Origin of the sequence: Acinetobacter sp. YH12219 (assembly GCF_013417875.1) — a bacterium.
GTDB classification, from domain to species: Bacteria; Pseudomonadota; Gammaproteobacteria; order Pseudomonadales; family Moraxellaceae; genus Acinetobacter; species Acinetobacter amyesii.
Genome location: NZ_VPDC01000011.1, coordinates 1 through 17,815 on the forward strand (window position 1 = coordinate 1; position 17,815 = coordinate 17,815).

Here is a 17,815-nt window from a genome sequence, read left to right on the forward strand (position 1 = left end):
TAGGCAGGACATTATGGAAAAAATGGTCAGGCTATCATCGCCGCAGTTTGGTGGAAACCAAGATGCATTGCATCAAATTATTAGGCGATAAATTAATGGCAAGAAGCTTTCCTAGTCAGGTGAATGAGATCCATGCACGTGTAGCAGTCCTTAACAGATTTACGGAATTAGGTCGCCCACTTACCCAAGTTACGCCTTAAATTTGGATCAATTAGGGGCGCTTTGCATTTCAAATCTTTGTGCAACAAAGCCGTTTTATTCACAAAAAAAGGAGTTTAAATACATATTACACATTTAATGTGTAAATAAAAAATAGCTAGGTGATTTTGTCTTTTCATGTGTGCAATCTCTACATTACAAAAACTACGCCATAAAAAAAACCCCGTATCTGACGATACGAGGTTTTTGAAGTTTGGGTACGCTGAGGTTTACATCATACCGCCCATACCACCCATGCCACCCATATCTGGCATTGCTGGCTTGTCTTCTGGGATTTCAGTGATCATACATTCAGTTGTAAGCATAAGACCTGCAACAGATGCAGCATGCTCAAGCGCAGAACGAGTCACTTTAGCAGGGTCAAGAATACCCATTTCTAACATATCGCCATACTCTGAAGTCGCAGCGTTGTAACCGAAGTTACCTTCACCGTTTTTCACAGCATTGATTACAACTGATGGCTCATCACCAGAGTTTGCAACGATTTGACGAAGCGGTGCTTCAATTGCACGACGTAAAATGTTGATACCAACATTTTGGTCATCGTTAGCACCAGACACACCTTCAAGTGCTTTTGCAGCACGTACAAGTGCAACACCACCACCTGCTACAACACCTTCTTCAACTGCAGCACGAGTTGCATGAAGTGCATCGTCAACGCGATCTTTCTTCTCTTTCATTTCAACTTCAGTTGCAGCGCCGATTTTGATTACAGCAACACCGCCTGCCAATTTAGCAACGCGTTCTTGAAGTTTTTCTTTGTCGTATTCTGAAGTTGATTCTTCAATTTGAGCACGAATTTGAGTTACACGTTCAGCAATTTGCTCTGCAACACCTGCACCATCAACAATTACTGTGTTTTCTTTAGAAACAGTAACTTTATGCGCTGTACCTAAGTGCTCAAGTGTAGTTTGGTCTAAAGACATACCAACCTCTTCAGAAACTACAGTCGCGCCAGTTAAAATCGCGATGTCTTGAAGCATCGCTTTACGACGATCACCAAAACCAGGTGCTTTAACAGCACAAACTTTGATAATGCCACGCATGTTGTTTACAACAAGAGTTGCAAGTGCTTCACCTTCAACATCTTCAGCAATGATAAGAAGCGGTTTACCTGTTTTAGCAACAGCTTCAAGTACAGCAATTAATTCGCGGATGTTGCTGATTTTTTTATCAACAAGAAGAATGTATGGGTTTTCAAGTTCAGCTGTTAGTGTATCTTGTTTGTTTGCAAAGTACGGGCTGATGTAACCACGGTCAAACTGCATACCCTCTACAACATCTAGAGAATCTTCAAAGCCTGAACCCTCTTCAACTGTAATTACACCCTCTTTACCGACTTTTTCCATTGCTTGAGCAATAAGTTTACCAACAGTGGTGTCAGAGTTCGCAGAGATCGAACCTACTTGTTCAATGGCTTTAGAGTCAGAAGCAGGTTTAGCAGTCGCTTTAATTTCAGCAACAACAGCTTTAACCGCGATGTCGATACCGCGTTTAAGATCCATTGGGTTCATACCAGCAGTAACTGATTTGATCCCTTCATTTAGGATTGCTTGAGCAAGTACAGTTGCAGTTGTTGTACCGTCACCCGCGATGTCATTGGTTTTTGAAGACACTTCACGAACCAGCTGAGCGCCCATGTTTTCAAATTTGTCTTTTAATGTGATTTCTTTAGCAACAGAAACACCATCTTTAGTGATGTGCGGCGCACCGAAAGAACGGTCGATGACAACGTTACGGCCTTTAGGACCTAAAGTCACTTTTACAGCATCTGCAAGTACATTTACACCCGCGATCATTTTTGAACGCGCTGAATCACCAAATTTTACGTCTTTAGCTGACATGGTTTACTCCAAAATTTTTAATATATTTTTCAAATCGAATTTGGTTCGAAAGTTCTGAGATTAGCCTTCAAGTACAGCTAAAATGTCAGACTCTTTCATTACAAGAAGCTCTTCGCCGTCAACTTTTACTTTAGTACCTGCATAAGCACCGAAAAGCACGTTGTCACCAACTTTAACGTCTAACGCACGAACACCGTTGTCAGTTACTTTGCCGTTACCTACAGCAATGATTTCACCTTGAGCTGGTTGTTCAGCAGCAGAAGTACTCAAGATTAAACCGCCAGCAGTTTTAGTTTCTTTCTCAACACGGCGGATAACGACGTTGTCATGTAAAGGACGAATCTTGCTCATTTCTAACTCCATAGACATTTAAAATGTCATTGATAACGATGTGAAGATGACTTCTTATTTCCTAGGTCATCGACAAAATTTTGATATGACACTTTTGTGGGGATGGAATAAAACGCTTCAAGGGCAAATTCTAAATTTTTTCATCTTTTTGTATTTTTTTTCTTCAAAATTTAAATTTAAATGGTTAAAGCTCATCTAAAACATGAGTGCTGAGATTTTCTTCAAATATTTTTAACTTTGAATGATAAAAATAATGTCGCACATTCATCTGCTCATCAATGACATTAAAACTGTTGGCAAGGTTCTCATGTAGGCGATATGACGTCGCTGTGCCTGCATGAATATCCCAAACGGGATGATCAACGCCTAAAGCATAAATTTGATTGAGGTCATAGCTGGCTGGAACATGTAAATGTCCATGCAATAAACCATTCAAACCGTGTTGACTCCACTGTTCGAGCGCCAAACGCCCTTGAACAGGACAATCTTTCACACCATGCGGGTCATTGGGCGGCGTATAAAAAGGTTGATGCGCTATGATTAATTTCACTTTATTGGGCGGCGCATGTTTAAGTAACTCGTCGACATAATGTATTTGCTCGAGCGACACATGCCCTCGCGTATGGTAACGACGACGAATACTATTGATCCCAATTAAGTAGAAATGCTCGGTTTCCAGTACATTTTCCATGGCACCAAAAAATAGTTGATAACGTGCAAAAGGACTAAAAACACGGTTCCATAAATGATACAGCGGAATATCATGATTCCCTGGCACAACGATATAAGGCAGCTTTAAGCTTTCTAAAAATTGCTTACATGCATAAAACTGACGATAGCGCGCACGTTGGGTTAAGTCTCCACTGGCAACCACGGCTTCGATACGATTTTCACGACAAAATTGCTGAATCGCGCGCATACACTCTGGCTTTTCAGTGCCAAAATGCAGATCAGACAGATGCAGTATCATGTGGCACCCGTATCTTTAAGGCTTGTTTTTGCACTCGAATTTTAAGCGGCGGTTTCATTTCTACAATCTCACCATCCACAGCAACGGTCATTTTTTTTCGTTGAGTATGTATCGTGACTTCATTAGCGGCAAAACTATACACATCTGGCGCATTGTCGATATTGCCACGGATCAACTGCCATAAAATTTTAAATAAAGTTTTCTTATCACTTTTTGCGACCACCACACCTGCAACTTTACCTGCTGCTGCATCTTTAGCAATTTGCAAATTTAAATCGGCCAATTGCAATTGGTTATTACCAAAAAAGATCAAAGGCGTTTTGACTGGATAAATATGATGATCAACTTCGATTTCCAATTTCAACTCTTTACGATCTCGAATCAGCACATCCAAACCTGAGGTATAAGCATGCAATGGGAAACGACCAAACTTCTGATTATAAAACTCTCTTTTTTGTATAAATAATGGATACAAGCCCAAACTGGCATTATTTAAATAGATATGTTCGTTGATTTGCGCCACATGCACCTGTCGATTAGTGCCTGTCGCAATCACCTGTGCTGCTTGAATTAAATCGAGAGGAATATTGAGTACCCGCGCCACATAATTAAATGTGCCCAAAGGTAAGACCCCCATAGGAATATCGGTATGCATCAACTGATGAGCAACAGCATTTAAGGTTCCATCACCACCTGCAGCAACCACAACCCCCAAATTATCAGGGTCTTGATGGCGTGCAAATACCTTGCTCATTAAAGTATCAAAACTCGCTTCCTGCCCAAGCTCAAATGACTGTATTTCGAAATTATGATCGGATAATATCCGCACAAGTTCCTCGTAGACTTCATCTTTGTTTGCAGCATGAAATCCTGATTTTTTATTATAGATAATAGATAAAGGCTTGGCTTGTTTAATCACTTTTTATACATCTTGGCCGCTTAGTATTGTATTTTGTCGAATTTAAGAGCAAATAATAGCGCCTTTATGTAAAAATCGAATTACCACCATTTATTTAATCAATAATAATTCTCAAATACAAATTACATGCAACTTTTTGTTTTTATTAAAAATAACTATATAAAATATTGTCCATCACGTTAATAAATAAAGTTAAAATACACAATATAATATGTTAAGTTATTGTATTTTATCTATATTTAATATAAATAGCATTAACTACCAAAAAAAATCTACCACTTCTTTAGTCTTATTTTTTTTATGATTTTATGCTTTAATACAGCCACTTTTTTTTTCATCTTTTATCTGCATGATGTATCCCATGATGCAGATTATACTTTGTACGGTTAGTACATTTTTGAGATAGGCCTCACCATGACCCAAGTGAACGCACCAGAATTCGTTCGTCACCCTAAGCTAATTGCTTGGGTGGAAGAAATTGCCAAATTAACCAAACCAGCAAAAATCGAATGGTGTGACGGTAGCGCAGAAGAATATCAACGTTATATCGACTTGATGATCGCTAACGGCACTATGCAAGAACTTAACCAAGAAAAACATCCTGGTTCTTACCTTGCTAATTCTGATCCTTCTGACGTTGCTCGTGTTGAAGGTCGTACTTACATCTGTTCTGAAAAACAAGAAGATGCAGGCGCAACAAACAACTGGGAAGCTCCAGCTGAAATGCGTGCTCGTCTGAATGGTTTATTTGACGGTTCAATGAAAGGCCGTACTTTGTACGTAGTTCCTTTCTCTATGGGTCCTTTAGGTTCTCATATTGCTCACATCGGTATCGAACTTACTGATTCTCCTTATGTTGCTGTAAGCATGTCTAAAATGGCTCGTATGGGTAAAGCTGTTTATGACGTACTTGGTACTGACGGTGACTTCATTCCTTGCGTACACACTGTTGGTGCTCCGCTTGAAGAAGGTCAAAAAGACGTTGCTTGGCCTTGCAACCCTGAAAAATACATCGTTCATTATCCAGAAACTCGTGAAATCTGGTCTTACGGTTCTGGTTACGGCGGTAACGCATTGTTGGGTAAAAAATGCCTAGCTTTACGTATTGCATCTTCTATGGGTCGTCAACAAGGCTGGTTAGCTGAACATATGCTCATCCTTGGCGTGACTAACCCACAAGGCGAAAAACACTACATCGCAGCTGCATTCCCTTCTGCTTGTGGTAAAACAAACTTCGCGATGTTGATTCCACCAGCGGGTTACGAAGGTTGGAAAATTGAAACTGTAGGTGACGATATTGCTTGGATCAAACCAGGTGAAGATGGTCGTTTATATGCAATCAACCCTGAAGCTGGTTTCTTTGGTGTAGCACCTGGTACAAATACCAAAACTAACCCGAACTGTATGGCAACACTTCACAAAGACGTGATCTATACAAACGTTGCTGTAACTGACAACGGTGAAGTATGGTGGGAAGGTCTTTCTAAAGAAGCACCTGCTAACCTAACTAACTGGAAAGGTCAGCCACACGTTGCTGGTGAAAAAGCTGCGCATCCAAATGCTCGTTTCACAGTTTCAGCTGGTCAATGTCCTTCTATTGATGCTGACTGGGAAAATCCAGCAGGTGTTCCAATTTCTGCATTCATCTTCGGTGGTCGTCGTGCAGACACAGTGCCTCTAATTTCAGAAGCATTTGACTGGGTTGACGGTGTTTACAAAGCTGCAACTATGGGCTCTGAAACAACTGCTGCTGCTGTTGGTCAACAAGGTATCGTTCGTCGTGACCCATTCGCAATGCTTCCATTTGCGGGTTACAACATGGCTGACTACTTCTCTCACTGGTTAGAGCTTGGTGAACAAGTTGCTGCTAAAGCTGAAGCTGCTGGCAACAAACTTCCTGGTATCTACAACGTGAACTGGTTCCGTCGTGATGCTGAAGGCAACTTCGTATGGCCTGGTTTCGGTCAAAACATGCGTGTTCTTGAGTGGATCATTGACCGTTGTGAAGGTCGTGCAACTGCTGTTGAAACTCCAATTGGCCGCGTACCGACTTACGAACAATTGAACTGGACTGGTTCAGACTTCACTAAAGAACAATTTGATCTTGTAACTTCACAAGACAAAGAACAGTGGATCAAAGAACTTGAGAGCCACACTGAATTGTTCAACAAACTTGGTGATCGTTTACCAAAAGCACTTAAAGCACGTCAAGACGAGCTTTTAGAAGCTGTAAAAAAATCTGCTTAATCCGCCTTTAATTTCCCTCTTTTAAAAGAGGGATTAAGGAAGATTTAAAAGACCGCTTGTGCGGTCTTTTTTTATATCTACTAAGCCACATCTTGAGCTTTTTGCTTTATTCGAATTGCCATTAAGTATTCATTCAAAGCATCAACTTCAGCTGCACTGAATTGCAAATAGAACTTTGTTCGTCTTTGCAAAATATCTTCAGAACTTCTCGCCCACTCCTGCTCGACCAAATAATCCACTTCTTGAGCATACAATCCATGTCCAAAGTTTTGACCCAATTCATCAATCGAAGTTAAATGATTCAGCAAAATCCAGACACGGGTTCCATAAGCATGCGCCCAACGACTGGCTAGACTGATCGAAACCCCTCGCACTTTTTGTTGGATTTCAACTACCAACTGCTCTACCGATTCTAAATTTTCCGCACCAGGCAATGTTGCATCAGCAGTCCAAGGTTTGGATCGATGATGAAAAACCGTTTTAAGTTGATCTAGCGCCGCTTCTGCAAGTTTTCGGTAAGTGGTGAGTTTGCCACCAAAGATTGAAAGTAATGCAGCCCCTTCTACATCGGTCAGTGCCAAGGTGTAATCTCGCGTGACTGCGGCTGGATTATCTGACTCATCATCACACAGCGGACGCACACCTGAATAAGTTGAAATGATGTCCGTTTGCGTCAATTGAGTTTTAAAGTGATCATTTGACACATCAAGCAAGTAATCGATTTCTTCCTGGCTTATCTTTACTCGATTTGGGTCTGCGTGATATTCACGATCTGTCGTGCCGATCAGTGTAAATTGTTCTAAATAAGGGATCGCAAAGACAATGCGATGATCATCATTTTGCATAATAAAAGCTTTATCACTGTCAAAGAGCTTTGGAACAATGATATGGCTACCTTGTATCAGCCGTATACCATAAGGTGACTCTTGCTTTAACCCCTGTTTTATAAAGTCAGCAACCCAAGGACCTGCCGCATTCACCAATACTTTAGCCTGCACATTTTGCAAACCCTTAGCATTTTTTAAACATACCTGCCAAATACCTCCCTTACTATATGCATTTAAACATTCTGTTCGAGTCAGAATCTGTGCACCATATTCGCGTGCTTGTATCGCATTGAGTACAACCAAGCGTGCGTCATCCACTGCACAATCGGAATATTCGAACCCTCGGGTAAATTTGGATGCTAAAGGACTATTTTCCAAGTCAAATTCAATACCATTTGAGCCTGCAAGCTGTTCTCGCTTACCCAAATAATCATAAAAGAATAATCCAGTACGAATCAGCCAAGCCGGACGTAAGTGCGGTTCATGTGGCATGATAAAACGCATCGGTCGAATAATATGAGGGGCTTTTTTAAGCAGAACTTCGCGTTCTGCCAGTGCTTCACGTACCAAACGAAATTCTTTATGTTCCAAATAGCGCAGACCACCATGAATTAATTTGCTACTTGCAGATGAAGTATGGCTCGCGAGATCGTCTTTTTCACAGAGCAAAACACTTAAACCCCGCCCCGCTGCATCACAGGCAATACCAACACCATTGATTCCACCACCAATGACCACCATGTCATATATTAATTGTTGTTGTGTATTCATCGCTCCCTCCCGCTATGTCTTTTTATTCAACAATGCTTCGTTTTCTTTGCTTTATTATTTTTCTCATTGATCATGCTTTTTTGATCAAGTACCTATTTTGATCAAGATATCTGTACGCTGAGTTTTTTATATCCTTCAATAAATGAGAAGTTATATTTTAAATGTACGTTTAAAAGCTTGCTGGCTCAAGCATGAAATCAATCATTTTAAAGTCAGAACCTATATTCAAAGCAAACATAATTACAAGCAGTTGATTTGTATTTTTTTTTCAACCTAATCTTTTTTAAAATTTTATTTCAAGCTTTTATATATTGCATGTTCAGCTGCAGAAGCCTTCAGTTTTGATGTACCCCGTTTATGCACTTACAGATACCATCTTTGGTGGTACTGCAGAATTTTTTGCCCTAAGTTTCAAAGAAGCTGGCTATGAGACATGGTTCTTCATCTATGTAACCATCATGATTTTTATTTCATTATTGGTCTACGTCTTTATGAAAGACACCAAACACCATTCCAAAATTCAAGAGCATTAATTCTACCCAATTAAGCCTCGGAGTTATTAATCATACTGATTAATAACAGAATATATTTCAAAGCAAAGCCTCAATTGATGAGGCTTTGCTGTTTTCATTTAGTCGTGAAAAATCTATCTGGTCAAAAAATTCGCATCTTATAGACTAAAGTCGCATGATTTTCTGCGACAACAGGAGTATAAATTAAATAAATATAGTTCCATCTCCCATTTCGACAAAATATATTGATTTAAACTTTTCCCAAAGAGTTTAAATGGATATGTTTTGCATTCATTCCTTGGAGAATGATGTGTCAAACTCATCTGAGCCAGTTGTTCCTGAACAATTGGATAGAAAAACTCGTGTCAAATCTATCCTCGGCGGATCTGCCGGCAACCTCGTTGAATGGTACGACTGGTATGTCTACGCTGCCTTTACCCTTTACTTTGCACCGCAATTTTTCCCTGACGGTGACAATACTGTAAAACTCTTACAAGCAGCTGCAGTCTTTGCACTCGGTTTCTTAATGCGTCCAATCGGCGCATGGGTCATGGGTATTTATGCGGACCGTAAAGGTCGTAAAGCAGGTTTGACGCTGTCTGTATCGTTGATGTGTGTCGGCTCACTGATGATCGCATGTGCACCAACCTATGATTCTGTAGGCATGCTCGCACCCGCTATTCTACTTTTAGCGCGTTTACTCCAAGGCTTAAGTGTTGGTGGTGAATATGGTTCTAGTGCGACCTATTTGACTGAAATGGCAGGTAAAAACCATCGTGGCTTCTTCTCAAGTTTCCAATATGTCACACTGATTTCAGGTCAGCTATTGGCACTTTGCGTTTTAATTATCTTACAACGCAATTTCTCAGAACAAGCTTTAACTGAATGGGGCTGGCGTGTTCCGTTCTTCATCGGTGCATTACTCGCTATTGTGGTGTTCTGGATTCGTCGCGGTTTAGTTGAAACTCAATCCTCTAAAGAAGCTCAAGAACAAGCTAAAAATGGTGGTCCAAAATCAGGTGCTTTAGCGTTATTTACCAAATACCCTAAACAAGCCTTCACTGTGATCATGTTGACTGCCGGTGGTACTTTAGCGTTCAACACTTTTACCACATATTTACAAAAATATTTGGTCAACACGTCTGGCTTTGAAAAAACCACAGCAACTGAAATTACCACTGCTGCAATTTTCATCTTCATGCTTTTACAACCTGCTGTCGGTGCGCTTTCAGACAAAATTGGTCGTAAGCCAATTATGATTACCTTTGGCGTGCTTGGTGTGCTGTTTACCATTCCAATTTTCAATGGTATCGGTTCTACGACTAACCCAACCACAGCATTTATGCTTTGCATGAGCGGTATGGTGATTGTCACTGGTTATACTGCGATTAATGCTGTAGTGAAAGCAGAGTTGTTCCCTGCACACATCCGTGCCTTAGGTGTTGCATTGCCTTATGCCATTGCAAATACACTCTTTGGTGGTACAGCAGAACTTGTGGCTTTGAGCTTCAAAAATGCAGGCCATGAAAACTACTTCTTCTACTACATTACATTCATGATTGGTTTATCTTTAATTACCTATGTCTTCATGAAAGATACTAAAAAACATAGCATGATCACTGACGATTAATTCGCTCAGCCCTGCTATTCCACTTAAGCTCATCAAAGCCTATTTTGATGAGCTTTTTTTATCTGCATTTCCATCTATTTAACGTTTCATCTGTATCAAAGATTTAATCAAACTTCTTTGGCTTTCTTGGTTTTCGCCATCGAGTCGACAGACGGACTATGGCATACTGAACATACAAATACACACGGCGAATGAATGATGAAAAATATTTACAAAGTTTTAAGTTTGGGTATTGTTGCAATGTCGATGGCTGCTTGCCAAAGCACTCCACGTGCTTTTAATGGTCAAACGGGCTTTCAAATAGAGTCCAAATCTGCAGATAGCGCAACACTTGCATATACTTTAGCGGGTCGCCAAAACCAACAACTGGATGCCAATAAATTACAACGTGCTTGCCAAAAAGTATTAAATACGCAAAAGACCTATAAATTACAAATCTTAAGCGTGAACGAAATTGCAAATCCTGCTTTGGAAAATACCCAGTACGGCCGTCAAATTGGTAATACACGTGCGAACTTCGGTCTGTCAAATACCCCAGACCTTCGTAACTCTGAAAACTTAGGCGCACGCGATGCACTCGATGCTCGCCCTGCCACCTTACGTGTGGTTCGTTATACTTGTTCTTAATCAAATTTGCTGTTCAAAAGACAAAAAAAAGACGCTTTGAGCGTCTTTTTTTATGGGTTCAATATTTATAGGGTTTTATAAAAACTCACATTTCGAAACTCAGGTGATTCATCCAAATCAGGCCATGTTGTTGCGCTACGTTCATCGAGTTTTTCATATTTAGGATGACTAAAGTTTTTCACACGACTGTCTGCCACCCACACTTCTGGAGCAAACTTTAAAAACTCATCCAAAAAGAAACGGTTGCATTGGTCATATAGCACATCTGCAGCCAATAAAATATCGACTTGTTCGGCTTTATACAGATCGTCCAAATATTCGAGTTCAACATTATTCAACTCTGCATTGGCACGGCAGGCATCTAGGCTCACTTGGTCGATGTCACAGCAGATCACGCGTTTCGCCCCTGCCATTTTCGCGGCAATCGCCACCACGCCTGAACCTGCACCAAAGTCCAACACCACTTTATCTTTGACATGATGCGGCTCTGCCAATAACCACTGCGCCATCGCAAGACCAGAAGCCCAGCAGAAAATCCAATACGGTGTGTCACTCCATATACGGCGAATGACTTCATCATCCAATTTATCGGTTGGAAATACAGGCGGTATCAACCATAAAGAAATGGGGGTTTCAGGCAACTGTTGTGCATGTAATTCACAATGCGGAATGACTTCATGCAGTGCTTTCAGTAAATGTTCAGGGGCTTTGGGGAATTGGAAAGTACAGCTCATATTAAGCCTTGGAGATGATTTTATTTGAATTTATAAACGTATTAGATATGCGACATCGTCATCTGCTGCTGTGCGAGACAGACCTTAATCGAATGAACACTGTTTCTGCGATACCATTAATCAAAAGACTGATTCTGTCGAGTTCAGCAGATGACAAATGGTTTTGGTTACTTTTGCCGAAACAAAAGTAACATACGAGCTTCTTACATTTTAGTCACAACGGTAAGACTCCGTTGTGACTTTAATATCTTTTTATTAAAAGATTAACCCAACGCTTTTTCAGCAGCTTCAACAGTTTGACGAATCAACGTTGTAATGGTCATAGGACCTACACCACCCGGAACAGGTGTATAAGCAGAAGCAACTTCTTCAATACCCACCAATTGGATATCACCTACACCGCCGCCATCACGTGGATGAAAGCCAGCATCAACAACCACTGCACCTGGTTTGATCCAATCTTTTTGAATCAATTCAGCTTTACCTACCGCACCTACAATAATGTCAGCTTGTTTAACAAAGTCAGCCAAGTTTTGAGTACGTGAGTGGCACGTAGTCACTGTCGCATTTGCTTCAAGTAACATTGCAGACATTGGTTTACCCAAAATTGCAGAACGCCCCACAACAACCGCATGTTTACCTGCGATTTCAATGTTGTTTTCTTTTAAAATGGTCATGATACCTGCAGGAGTCGCAGAACCATACGCAGCTTCACCCATTGCCATACGGCCGAAACCTAAGCAGGTCACGCCATCTACGTCTTTTTCAAGCGAGATCGCATCGAAACAAGCACGCTCATCAATTTGAGCAGGTACGGGGTGTTGTAACAAAATACCGTGAACATCTGGATTTGCATTCAATTTTTCAATTTCAGCAAGCAATTGCTCAGTTGTGGTTTCTTTAGGAAGCTCAACTTTTAATGAATCCATACCAACACGGCGGCAAGCATTCCCTTTCATACGTACATAAGTTGCAGATGCACCATCGTCACCTACCAAAATAGTCGCAAGAATTGGGGTACGACCAGTTTTCTCTTTTAGCGCTTCTACGCGAGTCAACAAGTCAGCTTCAATTTTCTTCGCCAATGCACGACCATCTAAAACTAATGCCACGGCACTTCTCCAAGTGATGATATGAATCAATTTTGCACATAATACATGATTATTTTAAATTTTTTACCTTGTATGCTGCTTTTATGCTCATACAGATGAATCTGCTATTGTTTTTTTTTCAGAGCTTGCTAATATACGCATCAACAAGACGTGGCGGGGTGGCAGAGTGGTCATGCAGCGGACTGCAACTCCGTGTACGCCGGTTCGATTCCGACCTCCGCCTCCAATCTTGTTAAGCCCGAGTGGTGAAATCGGTAGACACAGGGGATTTAAAATCCCCCGCCCACAAAGCGTGCCAGTTCGAGTCTGGCCTCGGGCACCATTCTTCTTCTATTGAAGATGGTGTAATAAAGAACCCAGCGAAAGCTGGTTTTTTTATGCCTGTAATTTGCTAAATCTAATTCTCAATAGAATTCTATAAGCATTCGCCAACCTGCTCTGCTTTCAAAATATTATCCAGCAGAGCGTAAATAACCTTCCAGATCCTGTTCCAGTTTTTCCTGAAAATGAATCGGCTCAATGATCTTTACATACGGTAGCCAGTAACGTACCAGTGGCAATAACTGCATTTCATGACGAATCTGACAACTAATTAACAATTCTCCAGACTCTGATTCCTGTTCGATCTGCTGTTCCGGAAATAAATGGCGCTCTTTAAAAAACACCGTGACTTCAGGTTGCACCTTCATCAAAACCTGCTGTTTTTGCTGGCCAAACCAGATGCTGTCTTCATCTGCCAGCATTTTCAAAACTTCAGGATCATGCTCAAAGCTTTCATTTTCAAAAACCAGTTTGACTTCCTGCAACTGACTTAAACGATAGGTTTTGAGCTCAGCTTCAGTGACACCGGCCAGATACCAGATGCCATGATGATGAATCAACCGGTATGGCTGGATGATCCGTGTTTGTTCGGAATATTGCAGCTCAACCTGCTGCCGTTTATAGATCGCCCCTGCAAGCAGCTTGAAATGCTCGGCAAACTGTTTGGCATCTTCAAAATAATAACCTTTTGCCGAAAATACCTGATTTGCCCGCTCATCCAGCAATTCACGAATAAAAGACATATCCAGTGCCGGATACAAGTCACTGATTCCAGACAACTGTGCAAAATTCTGGATATCCTGTAACTTGAAACGCCCTAAATATGAAGGCTCAAGATAATAGCGTTTGGTATTTTCATCCTGTATGAGCGGTAAATACGCATTCAGACGAACAAAATCACGTTCAATAGTACGGGTGCTGACCTGAAATTCTCGTGCCAGCTCCTGTACACTTAACTGATGCCCTATATTAAGTTTGGTTAAAATATTTGCCAAACGGTCTGCGAGGCGCTCATGCGTTGACGCATTGCCCTTCATAAATACCCTCTTCGTGCCGCTTGTGCAGCACAATGATTCATCTGCTTAGAATTTTTAAATTATGGGAAAATTATACAGCCAAATAAAAACGAGATTAGAGTTATTCACTTCAACTTAAGGCTAATAGGCAAGGTGTTTTTTAAGATTTTTTACGACGTTTGTAATGAGGTTTCGGTGCTGAGTGGCTCAGCCGTTCCATATAGCGTTCCAGATGCAACATGGCTTGATACAGCTTGTGTAAATCGGAACGAAGTAACTGATTACGGATAATCGCTTTATGCAAACGCTTCAATGCACGAAAGCCATGTTCATGCGTATAAGGGGTGGACACTATCTTCATAATATACTTCCTTTTAATACGTGACATTTCATCTAATACCAAACAATTTAGTCAGATTATATTTAAGCGCTAATTTACTCCTCAGTTTTGACAGGTTGTGTCGAATAATCGACACTTTTTACCGTTTTTTAAAATTTATATCCCTATTTCAAGCAATTAATTTAAATTAGTTATCTTTTTTTTATGCAAAATAAAAGCCAACAAATGTTGGCTTTTAGTATTTCTATCACAAGAATAATTAGATGATTTCCACCACAATCTTACCGATATGTTCACCCGTATCCATCGCTGCATGCGCATCCTGAATCTGGTCAAACTTGAAAGTTTTATAGATCATCGGTAAACATTCGCCTTTTGCCCAGAGTGGTGCCACATGCTCTTTCAGACCTTGGGCAATTTCAGCTTTCTCAGCCGTATTGCGTGCCCGCATGGTAGAACCAGTAATGGTCAAACGTTTCATCATAATTTGACCCAATTTTACCTCCTTAGCCTTAGCACCGCCCAGGAATGCGATATACACCAGGCGGCCATCGCGACGCAGCAGATTCAGGTTTTTCTCCAGGTACGGTGCACCTACCATATCCAAGATCACATCTACACCAGCATTATCCGTGGCTTCATTGATGACCTGCTCAAAGTCTTGGGTCTTGTAATTGATTCCTGTGGTCAGATGTGAAATCGCCTGGATTTTTTCATCACTACCTGCTGTCGCAAAGGTTTTGATGCCTAATGATTTGCACAGCATTAAGGCCGTGGTTCCGATTCCGCTAGTTCCGCCATGAATCAGTACAGTCTCTCCTGCCTTAGCCTTACCCATCTGGAACACATTTGCCCAAACAGTGAAAAAGGTTTCCGGAATCGCCGCAGCCTGTACAAAACTCACACCTTCAGGAATGTTTAAAGTCTGGCTTTCAGGCACGACGCAATATTCTGCATAACCACCGCCATTGGTCAGACCACAGACTTTGTCACCTACTTTAAACTGGCTTACTTCACTCCCGACTGCAACCACTTCACCGGCAACTTCCAGACCCGGTACAGGAGTCACGCCCTTAGGCATTGGATACAAGCCCTGACGCTGCAAGATATCCGGACGGTTAATCCCGAAAGCATGTACCTTAACCAGCACTTCGTCTGCTTTAGGTTCAGGGATGGCAACCGTTTCATAAGCGAGTTTCTCTACACCACCCGGTTCTGTAATGATGACTTGTTGCATGCTTTGTTGCGTCATGGATTCTTTCCCTAATATTCACGTTTCATATTTTTCGAACTTATTTGAACATAGAAATGCTATGGATTGAAGCAGCATGGACTTATGTATAATCAGCTGCCTATTTAGTAAATTGATATAAGACCATTGATGACAATAATTATAAAAGCGAAAACAGAGGATATCGACGCTATTCTTGAGATCTGGTTCCAGGCTTCTTTAAAGGCACATGATTTTATTCCGGCTGATTATTGGAAAAATCAGCTGCTTCCAATGCGGGATCAATACCTACCTCTGGCAGAAAACTATGTCCTTAAAGAAAATCATACGGTGCTTGGCTTTGTTTCATTATTAAAATCGGAAAATATATTAGCTGCACTTTTCATTGATCCTGAGCAGCAAGGTGCTGGCTATGGCCGCCGTTTAGTTAATTTCTTAAAACAGCAATGTAATCAGCTGCATTTAAATGTCTATGCTGCAAATACATCAGCAGTTCATTTTTACCAAAAGCAGGGTTTTAAGATGATCAATCAAGGAATCGATGAGAATACCGGTCAGGCTGAACTCACTATGAGCTGGTTTAAATCTTAATTTTGAAATGATGAGAGCAAATTCATGTCAGCAGTCATCCCCTACAATGAAGATAATTACAGTAACTTCGAATGGTTTGAAGGCTTTGCTGTGATCCGTTTCTATGCTGACTGGTGCAAGCCTTGTGTACAGAATTTTCCGGTTTTTGAGGAACTGGCAGCACAATATGCTGGGCATAACCCAGAAATTAAGTTCGGTAAAATCAATGTCGATCAATCACCGATTTTGACCTTACGCTATAATGTCTATGGCTTGCCTTCCACTCTAATCTTTAAAAATAGCCAGATTATTCATCGTATTGCGGGTGTGAAAAGCTTGTCTGAAATGAAATCTATTTTGTCTCAAGTTCTGAATAAGTCATCCGATTCCGACTGATTCGAATAAGCAATTTCTTATTTAGCAGATTGATCTGACATCTGCACAAACTGCATCAGGAATTTGCGTACCAGCGGCAATACAAGCAGAATCAGTGGAAATGCCACCAGCCATGACAGCCCCCAAGCATGTAACCATAGCGAGATAAACGCATCGCTCCAACCTTTATTCAGCAGCATATTAAAGCAGGAAATCGCACCGCTCATAATGCCGAAAAGGATTAAGGGCATTAACCAGTTCAGATGTTTTGGGTGAAATTTTGGGAGATTCTTTTTCATAAATGACCTTTAGAATACTTACTGTTCTTCACTTTGGGCTTTCACTGTCTGTTTTAAGGATTTCATAAACTGGGCAAATTGCGGCATGAATTCCTTGAAGAGTGGCAACTCTTTATTTTCCAGCATGACTTCACTAAACAGTTTTAAGCCAATAACAAATGCTTTGGTACTTTCCTCATCTAGCAACTGACTGGCTTGAAGTTTTTCCAGTATTTTAAAGATGTCATCGTGATTACCCACCTGAAACTGTAGCTCCTCAGTATAGGTTGATGGATTACCTTGGGCATCAGCCAGATGTTGAACAGTCACTTCATAGAGATGTTGTTTCATGTCCTGCTCCTACAGTTGACGGATATTAATTGCAGCCTGTTCAATCTGGGCAGCAATATCACTGATCTGCTCTGGACGAAGTTCATTTTGCAGTTTGAATCGTAGTGAAGCTTTCAGGCTTTCCATTGAATTATGGATATCGATATAGCGCTCATCTTCTTGAATGCGGCGACGGGTTTCAAAACGGCTAAGAACTCTTTGTAGAGTTTCCTGATTATCTTTCAGATGCTCACGACCTTTATCAGTAATGTGATATTGCTTACGTTCATCCACACTCATGATCACTTGGGTATATTGCTGTTCTTCAAGATAGTTAATTGTTGGGCAGATCGTACCTGTACTCGGCTTATAGTTCCCCCCGACCAAAGCAGCAACATCTTTGATAATGTCATAGCTGTATTTGGGTGCTTGGGCAATAAAATGCAGCACAAGTAGTTTCATTTCACCTGCTTCAAAAAGGCGTTTACGAGGTTTTGGAGAGTTTTTTCGCTCTTCTTTTAATGCAGTATCAGAAGTTCTAGACATACAAAAGATATATCTTAAATTTAATTAAGATATATCTTATCATAG

Annotated in this window: 18 protein-coding genes, 2 tRNA genes and 2 pseudogenes; 9 read left to right on the forward strand and 13 right to left on the reverse strand. The window is 40.9% G+C overall.

Annotated elements, in window-relative coordinates; genetic code table 11:
- Positions 1 to 200, forward strand: a pseudogene (locus FTV04_RS08175) (IS5/IS1182 family transposase); the annotation flags it as partial.
- 228 nt (positions 201 to 428) lie between these two features.
- Here FTV04_RS08175 and groL read toward each other — a convergent pair.
- The 4 genes from groL to FTV04_RS08195 all read right to left on the reverse strand — a co-directional run bounded on the left by groL (position 429) and on the right by FTV04_RS08195 (position 4,303).
- Positions 429 to 2,063, reverse strand: a complete 1,635-nt coding sequence (gene groL / locus FTV04_RS08180) for a chaperonin GroEL (RefSeq protein WP_078192965.1) — start codon at positions 2,061 to 2,063, stop codon at positions 429 to 431.
- A gap of 60 nt (positions 2,064 to 2,123) precedes the next feature.
- A complete protein-coding gene (gene groES, locus FTV04_RS08185; protein WP_078189876.1) occupies positions 2,124 to 2,414 on the reverse strand; it encodes a co-chaperone GroES in 291 nt (96 codons plus the stop codon).
- A gap of 184 nt (positions 2,415 to 2,598) precedes the next feature.
- Positions 2,599 to 3,384, reverse strand: a complete 786-nt coding sequence (locus FTV04_RS08190) for a metallophosphoesterase (RefSeq protein ID WP_180003948.1) — start codon at positions 3,382 to 3,384, stop codon at positions 2,599 to 2,601.
- A complete protein-coding gene (locus FTV04_RS08195; RefSeq protein ID WP_180089220.1) occupies positions 3,365 to 4,303 on the reverse strand; it encodes a diacylglycerol kinase family protein in 939 nt (312 codons plus the stop codon). The genes FTV04_RS08190 and FTV04_RS08195 overlap by 20 nt, the downstream gene beginning before the upstream one ends.
- 414 nt (positions 4,304 to 4,717) lie before the next feature.
- On the opposite strand from FTV04_RS08195, the gene FTV04_RS08200 reads away from it, so the two are divergent.
- Positions 4,718 to 6,550: a phosphoenolpyruvate carboxykinase (GTP) gene (locus FTV04_RS08200; protein ID WP_078189879.1), complete on the forward strand. Its 1,833-nt coding sequence runs from the start codon at positions 4,718 to 4,720 to the stop codon at positions 6,548 to 6,550.
- 80 nt (positions 6,551 to 6,630) lie between these two features.
- On the opposite strand, the gene glpD is transcribed toward FTV04_RS08200, so the two are convergent.
- Entirely contained in the window at positions 6,631 to 8,148 is a 1,518-nt protein-coding gene (gene glpD / locus FTV04_RS08205; RefSeq protein ID WP_180089221.1) for a glycerol-3-phosphate dehydrogenase, read from the reverse strand.
- Between the two features lie 356 nt (positions 8,149 to 8,504).
- Between glpD and FTV04_RS08210 the strand changes: the two are divergent.
- The 3 genes and pseudogenes from FTV04_RS08210 to FTV04_RS08220 form a co-directional block, all read left to right on the forward strand.
- Positions 8,505 to 8,681 (forward strand): annotated as a pseudogene (locus FTV04_RS08210) (alpha-ketoglutarate permease); the annotation flags it as partial.
- Positions 8,682 to 8,970: 289 nt separating this feature from the next.
- Entirely contained in the window at positions 8,971 to 10,290 is a 1,320-nt protein-coding gene (locus FTV04_RS08215; protein ID WP_180089222.1) for an MFS transporter, read from the forward strand.
- Positions 10,291 to 10,488: 198 nt separating this feature from the next.
- The gene (locus FTV04_RS08220; RefSeq protein ID WP_078193296.1) at positions 10,489 to 10,917 is read left to right on the forward strand and encodes a hypothetical protein; all 429 of its coding nucleotides are present in this window, start codon (positions 10,489 to 10,491) and stop codon (positions 10,915 to 10,917) included.
- Positions 10,918 to 10,982: 65 nt separating this feature from the next.
- On the opposite strand, the gene FTV04_RS08225 is transcribed toward FTV04_RS08220, so the two are convergent.
- Together FTV04_RS08225 and folD are read right to left on the reverse strand one after the other, a co-directional pair.
- A complete protein-coding gene (locus FTV04_RS08225; RefSeq protein WP_180089223.1) occupies positions 10,983 to 11,651 on the reverse strand; it encodes a methyltransferase in 669 nt (222 codons plus the stop codon).
- A gap of 263 nt (positions 11,652 to 11,914) precedes the next feature.
- Positions 11,915 to 12,763, reverse strand: a complete 849-nt coding sequence (folD, locus tag FTV04_RS08230) for a bifunctional methylenetetrahydrofolate dehydrogenase/methenyltetrahydrofolate cyclohydrolase FolD (RefSeq protein WP_078192972.1) — start codon at positions 12,761 to 12,763, stop codon at positions 11,915 to 11,917.
- Between the two features lie 152 nt (positions 12,764 to 12,915).
- Between folD and FTV04_RS08235 the strand changes: the two genes are divergently transcribed.
- Positions 12,916 to 12,989: transfer RNA gene (locus FTV04_RS08235), tRNA-Cys, on the forward strand.
- Positions 12,990 to 12,999: 10 nt separating this feature from the next.
- Positions 13,000 to 13,085, forward strand: a tRNA-Leu gene (locus tag FTV04_RS08240).
- Between the two features lie 130 nt (positions 13,086 to 13,215).
- Here the strand turns inward: FTV04_RS08240 and FTV04_RS08245 are convergent.
- From FTV04_RS08245 to FTV04_RS08255, 3 genes are all read right to left on the reverse strand, one after another.
- Positions 13,216 to 14,121, reverse strand: a complete 906-nt coding sequence (locus FTV04_RS08245; protein WP_180089224.1) for a YafY family protein — start codon at positions 14,119 to 14,121, stop codon at positions 13,216 to 13,218.
- Positions 14,122 to 14,260: 139 nt separating this feature from the next.
- Positions 14,261 to 14,461 carry a hypothetical protein gene (locus FTV04_RS08250; RefSeq protein ID WP_004782944.1) on the reverse strand — a complete coding sequence of 67 codons (201 nt, stop codon included), beginning with the start codon at positions 14,459 to 14,461 and terminating at the stop codon, positions 14,261 to 14,263.
- A 238-nt stretch (positions 14,462 to 14,699) separates the two neighbouring features.
- Positions 14,700 to 15,692, reverse strand: coding sequence for an NAD(P)H-quinone oxidoreductase (locus FTV04_RS08255; protein ID WP_180089225.1), 993 nt, complete (start codon positions 15,690 to 15,692; stop codon positions 14,700 to 14,702).
- 129 nt (positions 15,693 to 15,821) lie between these two features.
- Between FTV04_RS08255 and FTV04_RS08260 the strand changes: the two genes are divergently transcribed.
- On the forward strand, positions 15,822 to 16,262 hold the full coding sequence (locus FTV04_RS08260; protein WP_180089226.1) for an N-acetyltransferase: 441 nt from the start codon (positions 15,822 to 15,824) through the stop codon (positions 16,260 to 16,262).
- Positions 16,263 to 16,286: 24 nt separating this feature from the next.
- Entirely contained in the window at positions 16,287 to 16,637 is a 351-nt protein-coding gene (locus tag FTV04_RS08265; RefSeq protein ID WP_180089227.1) for a co-chaperone YbbN, read from the forward strand.
- Positions 16,638 to 16,654: 17 nt separating this feature from the next.
- On the opposite strand, the gene FTV04_RS08270 is transcribed toward FTV04_RS08265, so the two are convergent.
- The 3 genes from FTV04_RS08270 to FTV04_RS08280 are packed head-to-tail and all read right to left on the reverse strand — an operon-like array spanning position 16,655 to position 17,770.
- Positions 16,655 to 16,915, reverse strand: coding sequence for a DUF2798 domain-containing protein (locus FTV04_RS08270; RefSeq protein WP_180089228.1), 261 nt, complete (start codon positions 16,913 to 16,915; stop codon positions 16,655 to 16,657).
- Between the two features lie 18 nt (positions 16,916 to 16,933).
- Positions 16,934 to 17,245 (reverse strand): DUF3861 domain-containing protein, encoded by a 312-nt coding sequence (locus tag FTV04_RS08275; RefSeq protein WP_180002281.1) that lies wholly within the window; start codon positions 17,243 to 17,245, stop codon positions 16,934 to 16,936.
- 9 nt (positions 17,246 to 17,254) lie between these two features.
- Entirely contained in the window at positions 17,255 to 17,770 is a 516-nt protein-coding gene (locus tag FTV04_RS08280) for a PadR family transcriptional regulator (RefSeq protein ID WP_180089229.1), read from the reverse strand.
- Between the last annotated feature and the right edge of the window lie 45 nt (positions 17,771 to 17,815).

Coding starts and splice junctions, on each gene's coding strand:
- FTV04_RS08265 (WP_180089227.1), top strand. CDS start 16,287: ATGTCAGCAGTCATCCCCTACAATGAAGATAATTACAGTAACTTCGAA.
- FTV04_RS08220 (WP_078193296.1), top strand. CDS start 10,489: ATGAAAAATATTTACAAAGTTTTAAGTTTGGGTATTGTTGCAATGTCG.
- FTV04_RS08270 (WP_180089228.1), bottom strand. CDS start 16,915: ATGAAAAAGAATCTCCCAAAATTTCACCCAAAACATCTGAACTGGTTA.
- FTV04_RS08255 (WP_180089225.1), bottom strand. CDS start 15,692: ATGACGCAACAAAGCATGCAACAAGTCATCATTACAGAACCGGGTGGT.
- groL (WP_078192965.1), bottom strand. CDS start 2,063: ATGTCAGCTAAAGACGTAAAATTTGGTGATTCAGCGCGTTCAAAAATG.
- FTV04_RS08250 (WP_004782944.1), bottom strand. CDS start 14,461: ATGAAGATAGTGTCCACCCCTTATACGCATGAACATGGCTTTCGTGCA.
- FTV04_RS08245 (WP_180089224.1), bottom strand. CDS start 14,121: ATGAAGGGCAATGCGTCAACGCATGAGCGCCTCGCAGACCGTTTGGCA.
- FTV04_RS08200 (WP_078189879.1), top strand. CDS start 4,718: ATGACCCAAGTGAACGCACCAGAATTCGTTCGTCACCCTAAGCTAATT.
- FTV04_RS08275 (WP_180002281.1), bottom strand. CDS start 17,245: ATGAAACAACATCTCTATGAAGTGACTGTTCAACATCTGGCTGATGCC.
- FTV04_RS08280 (WP_180089229.1), bottom strand. CDS start 17,770: ATGTCTAGAACTTCTGATACTGCATTAAAAGAAGAGCGAAAAAACTCT.
- glpD (WP_180089221.1), bottom strand. CDS start 8,148: ATGAATACACAACAACAATTAATATATGACATGGTGGTCATTGGTGGT.
- FTV04_RS08225 (WP_180089223.1), bottom strand. CDS start 11,651: ATGAGCTGTACTTTCCAATTCCCCAAAGCCCCTGAACATTTACTGAAA.
- groES (WP_078189876.1), bottom strand. CDS start 2,414: ATGAGCAAGATTCGTCCTTTACATGACAACGTCGTTATCCGCCGTGTT.
- FTV04_RS08260 (WP_180089226.1), top strand. CDS start 15,822: ATGACAATAATTATAAAAGCGAAAACAGAGGATATCGACGCTATTCTT.
- FTV04_RS08190 (WP_180003948.1), bottom strand. CDS start 3,384: ATGATACTGCATCTGTCTGATCTGCATTTTGGCACTGAAAAGCCAGAG.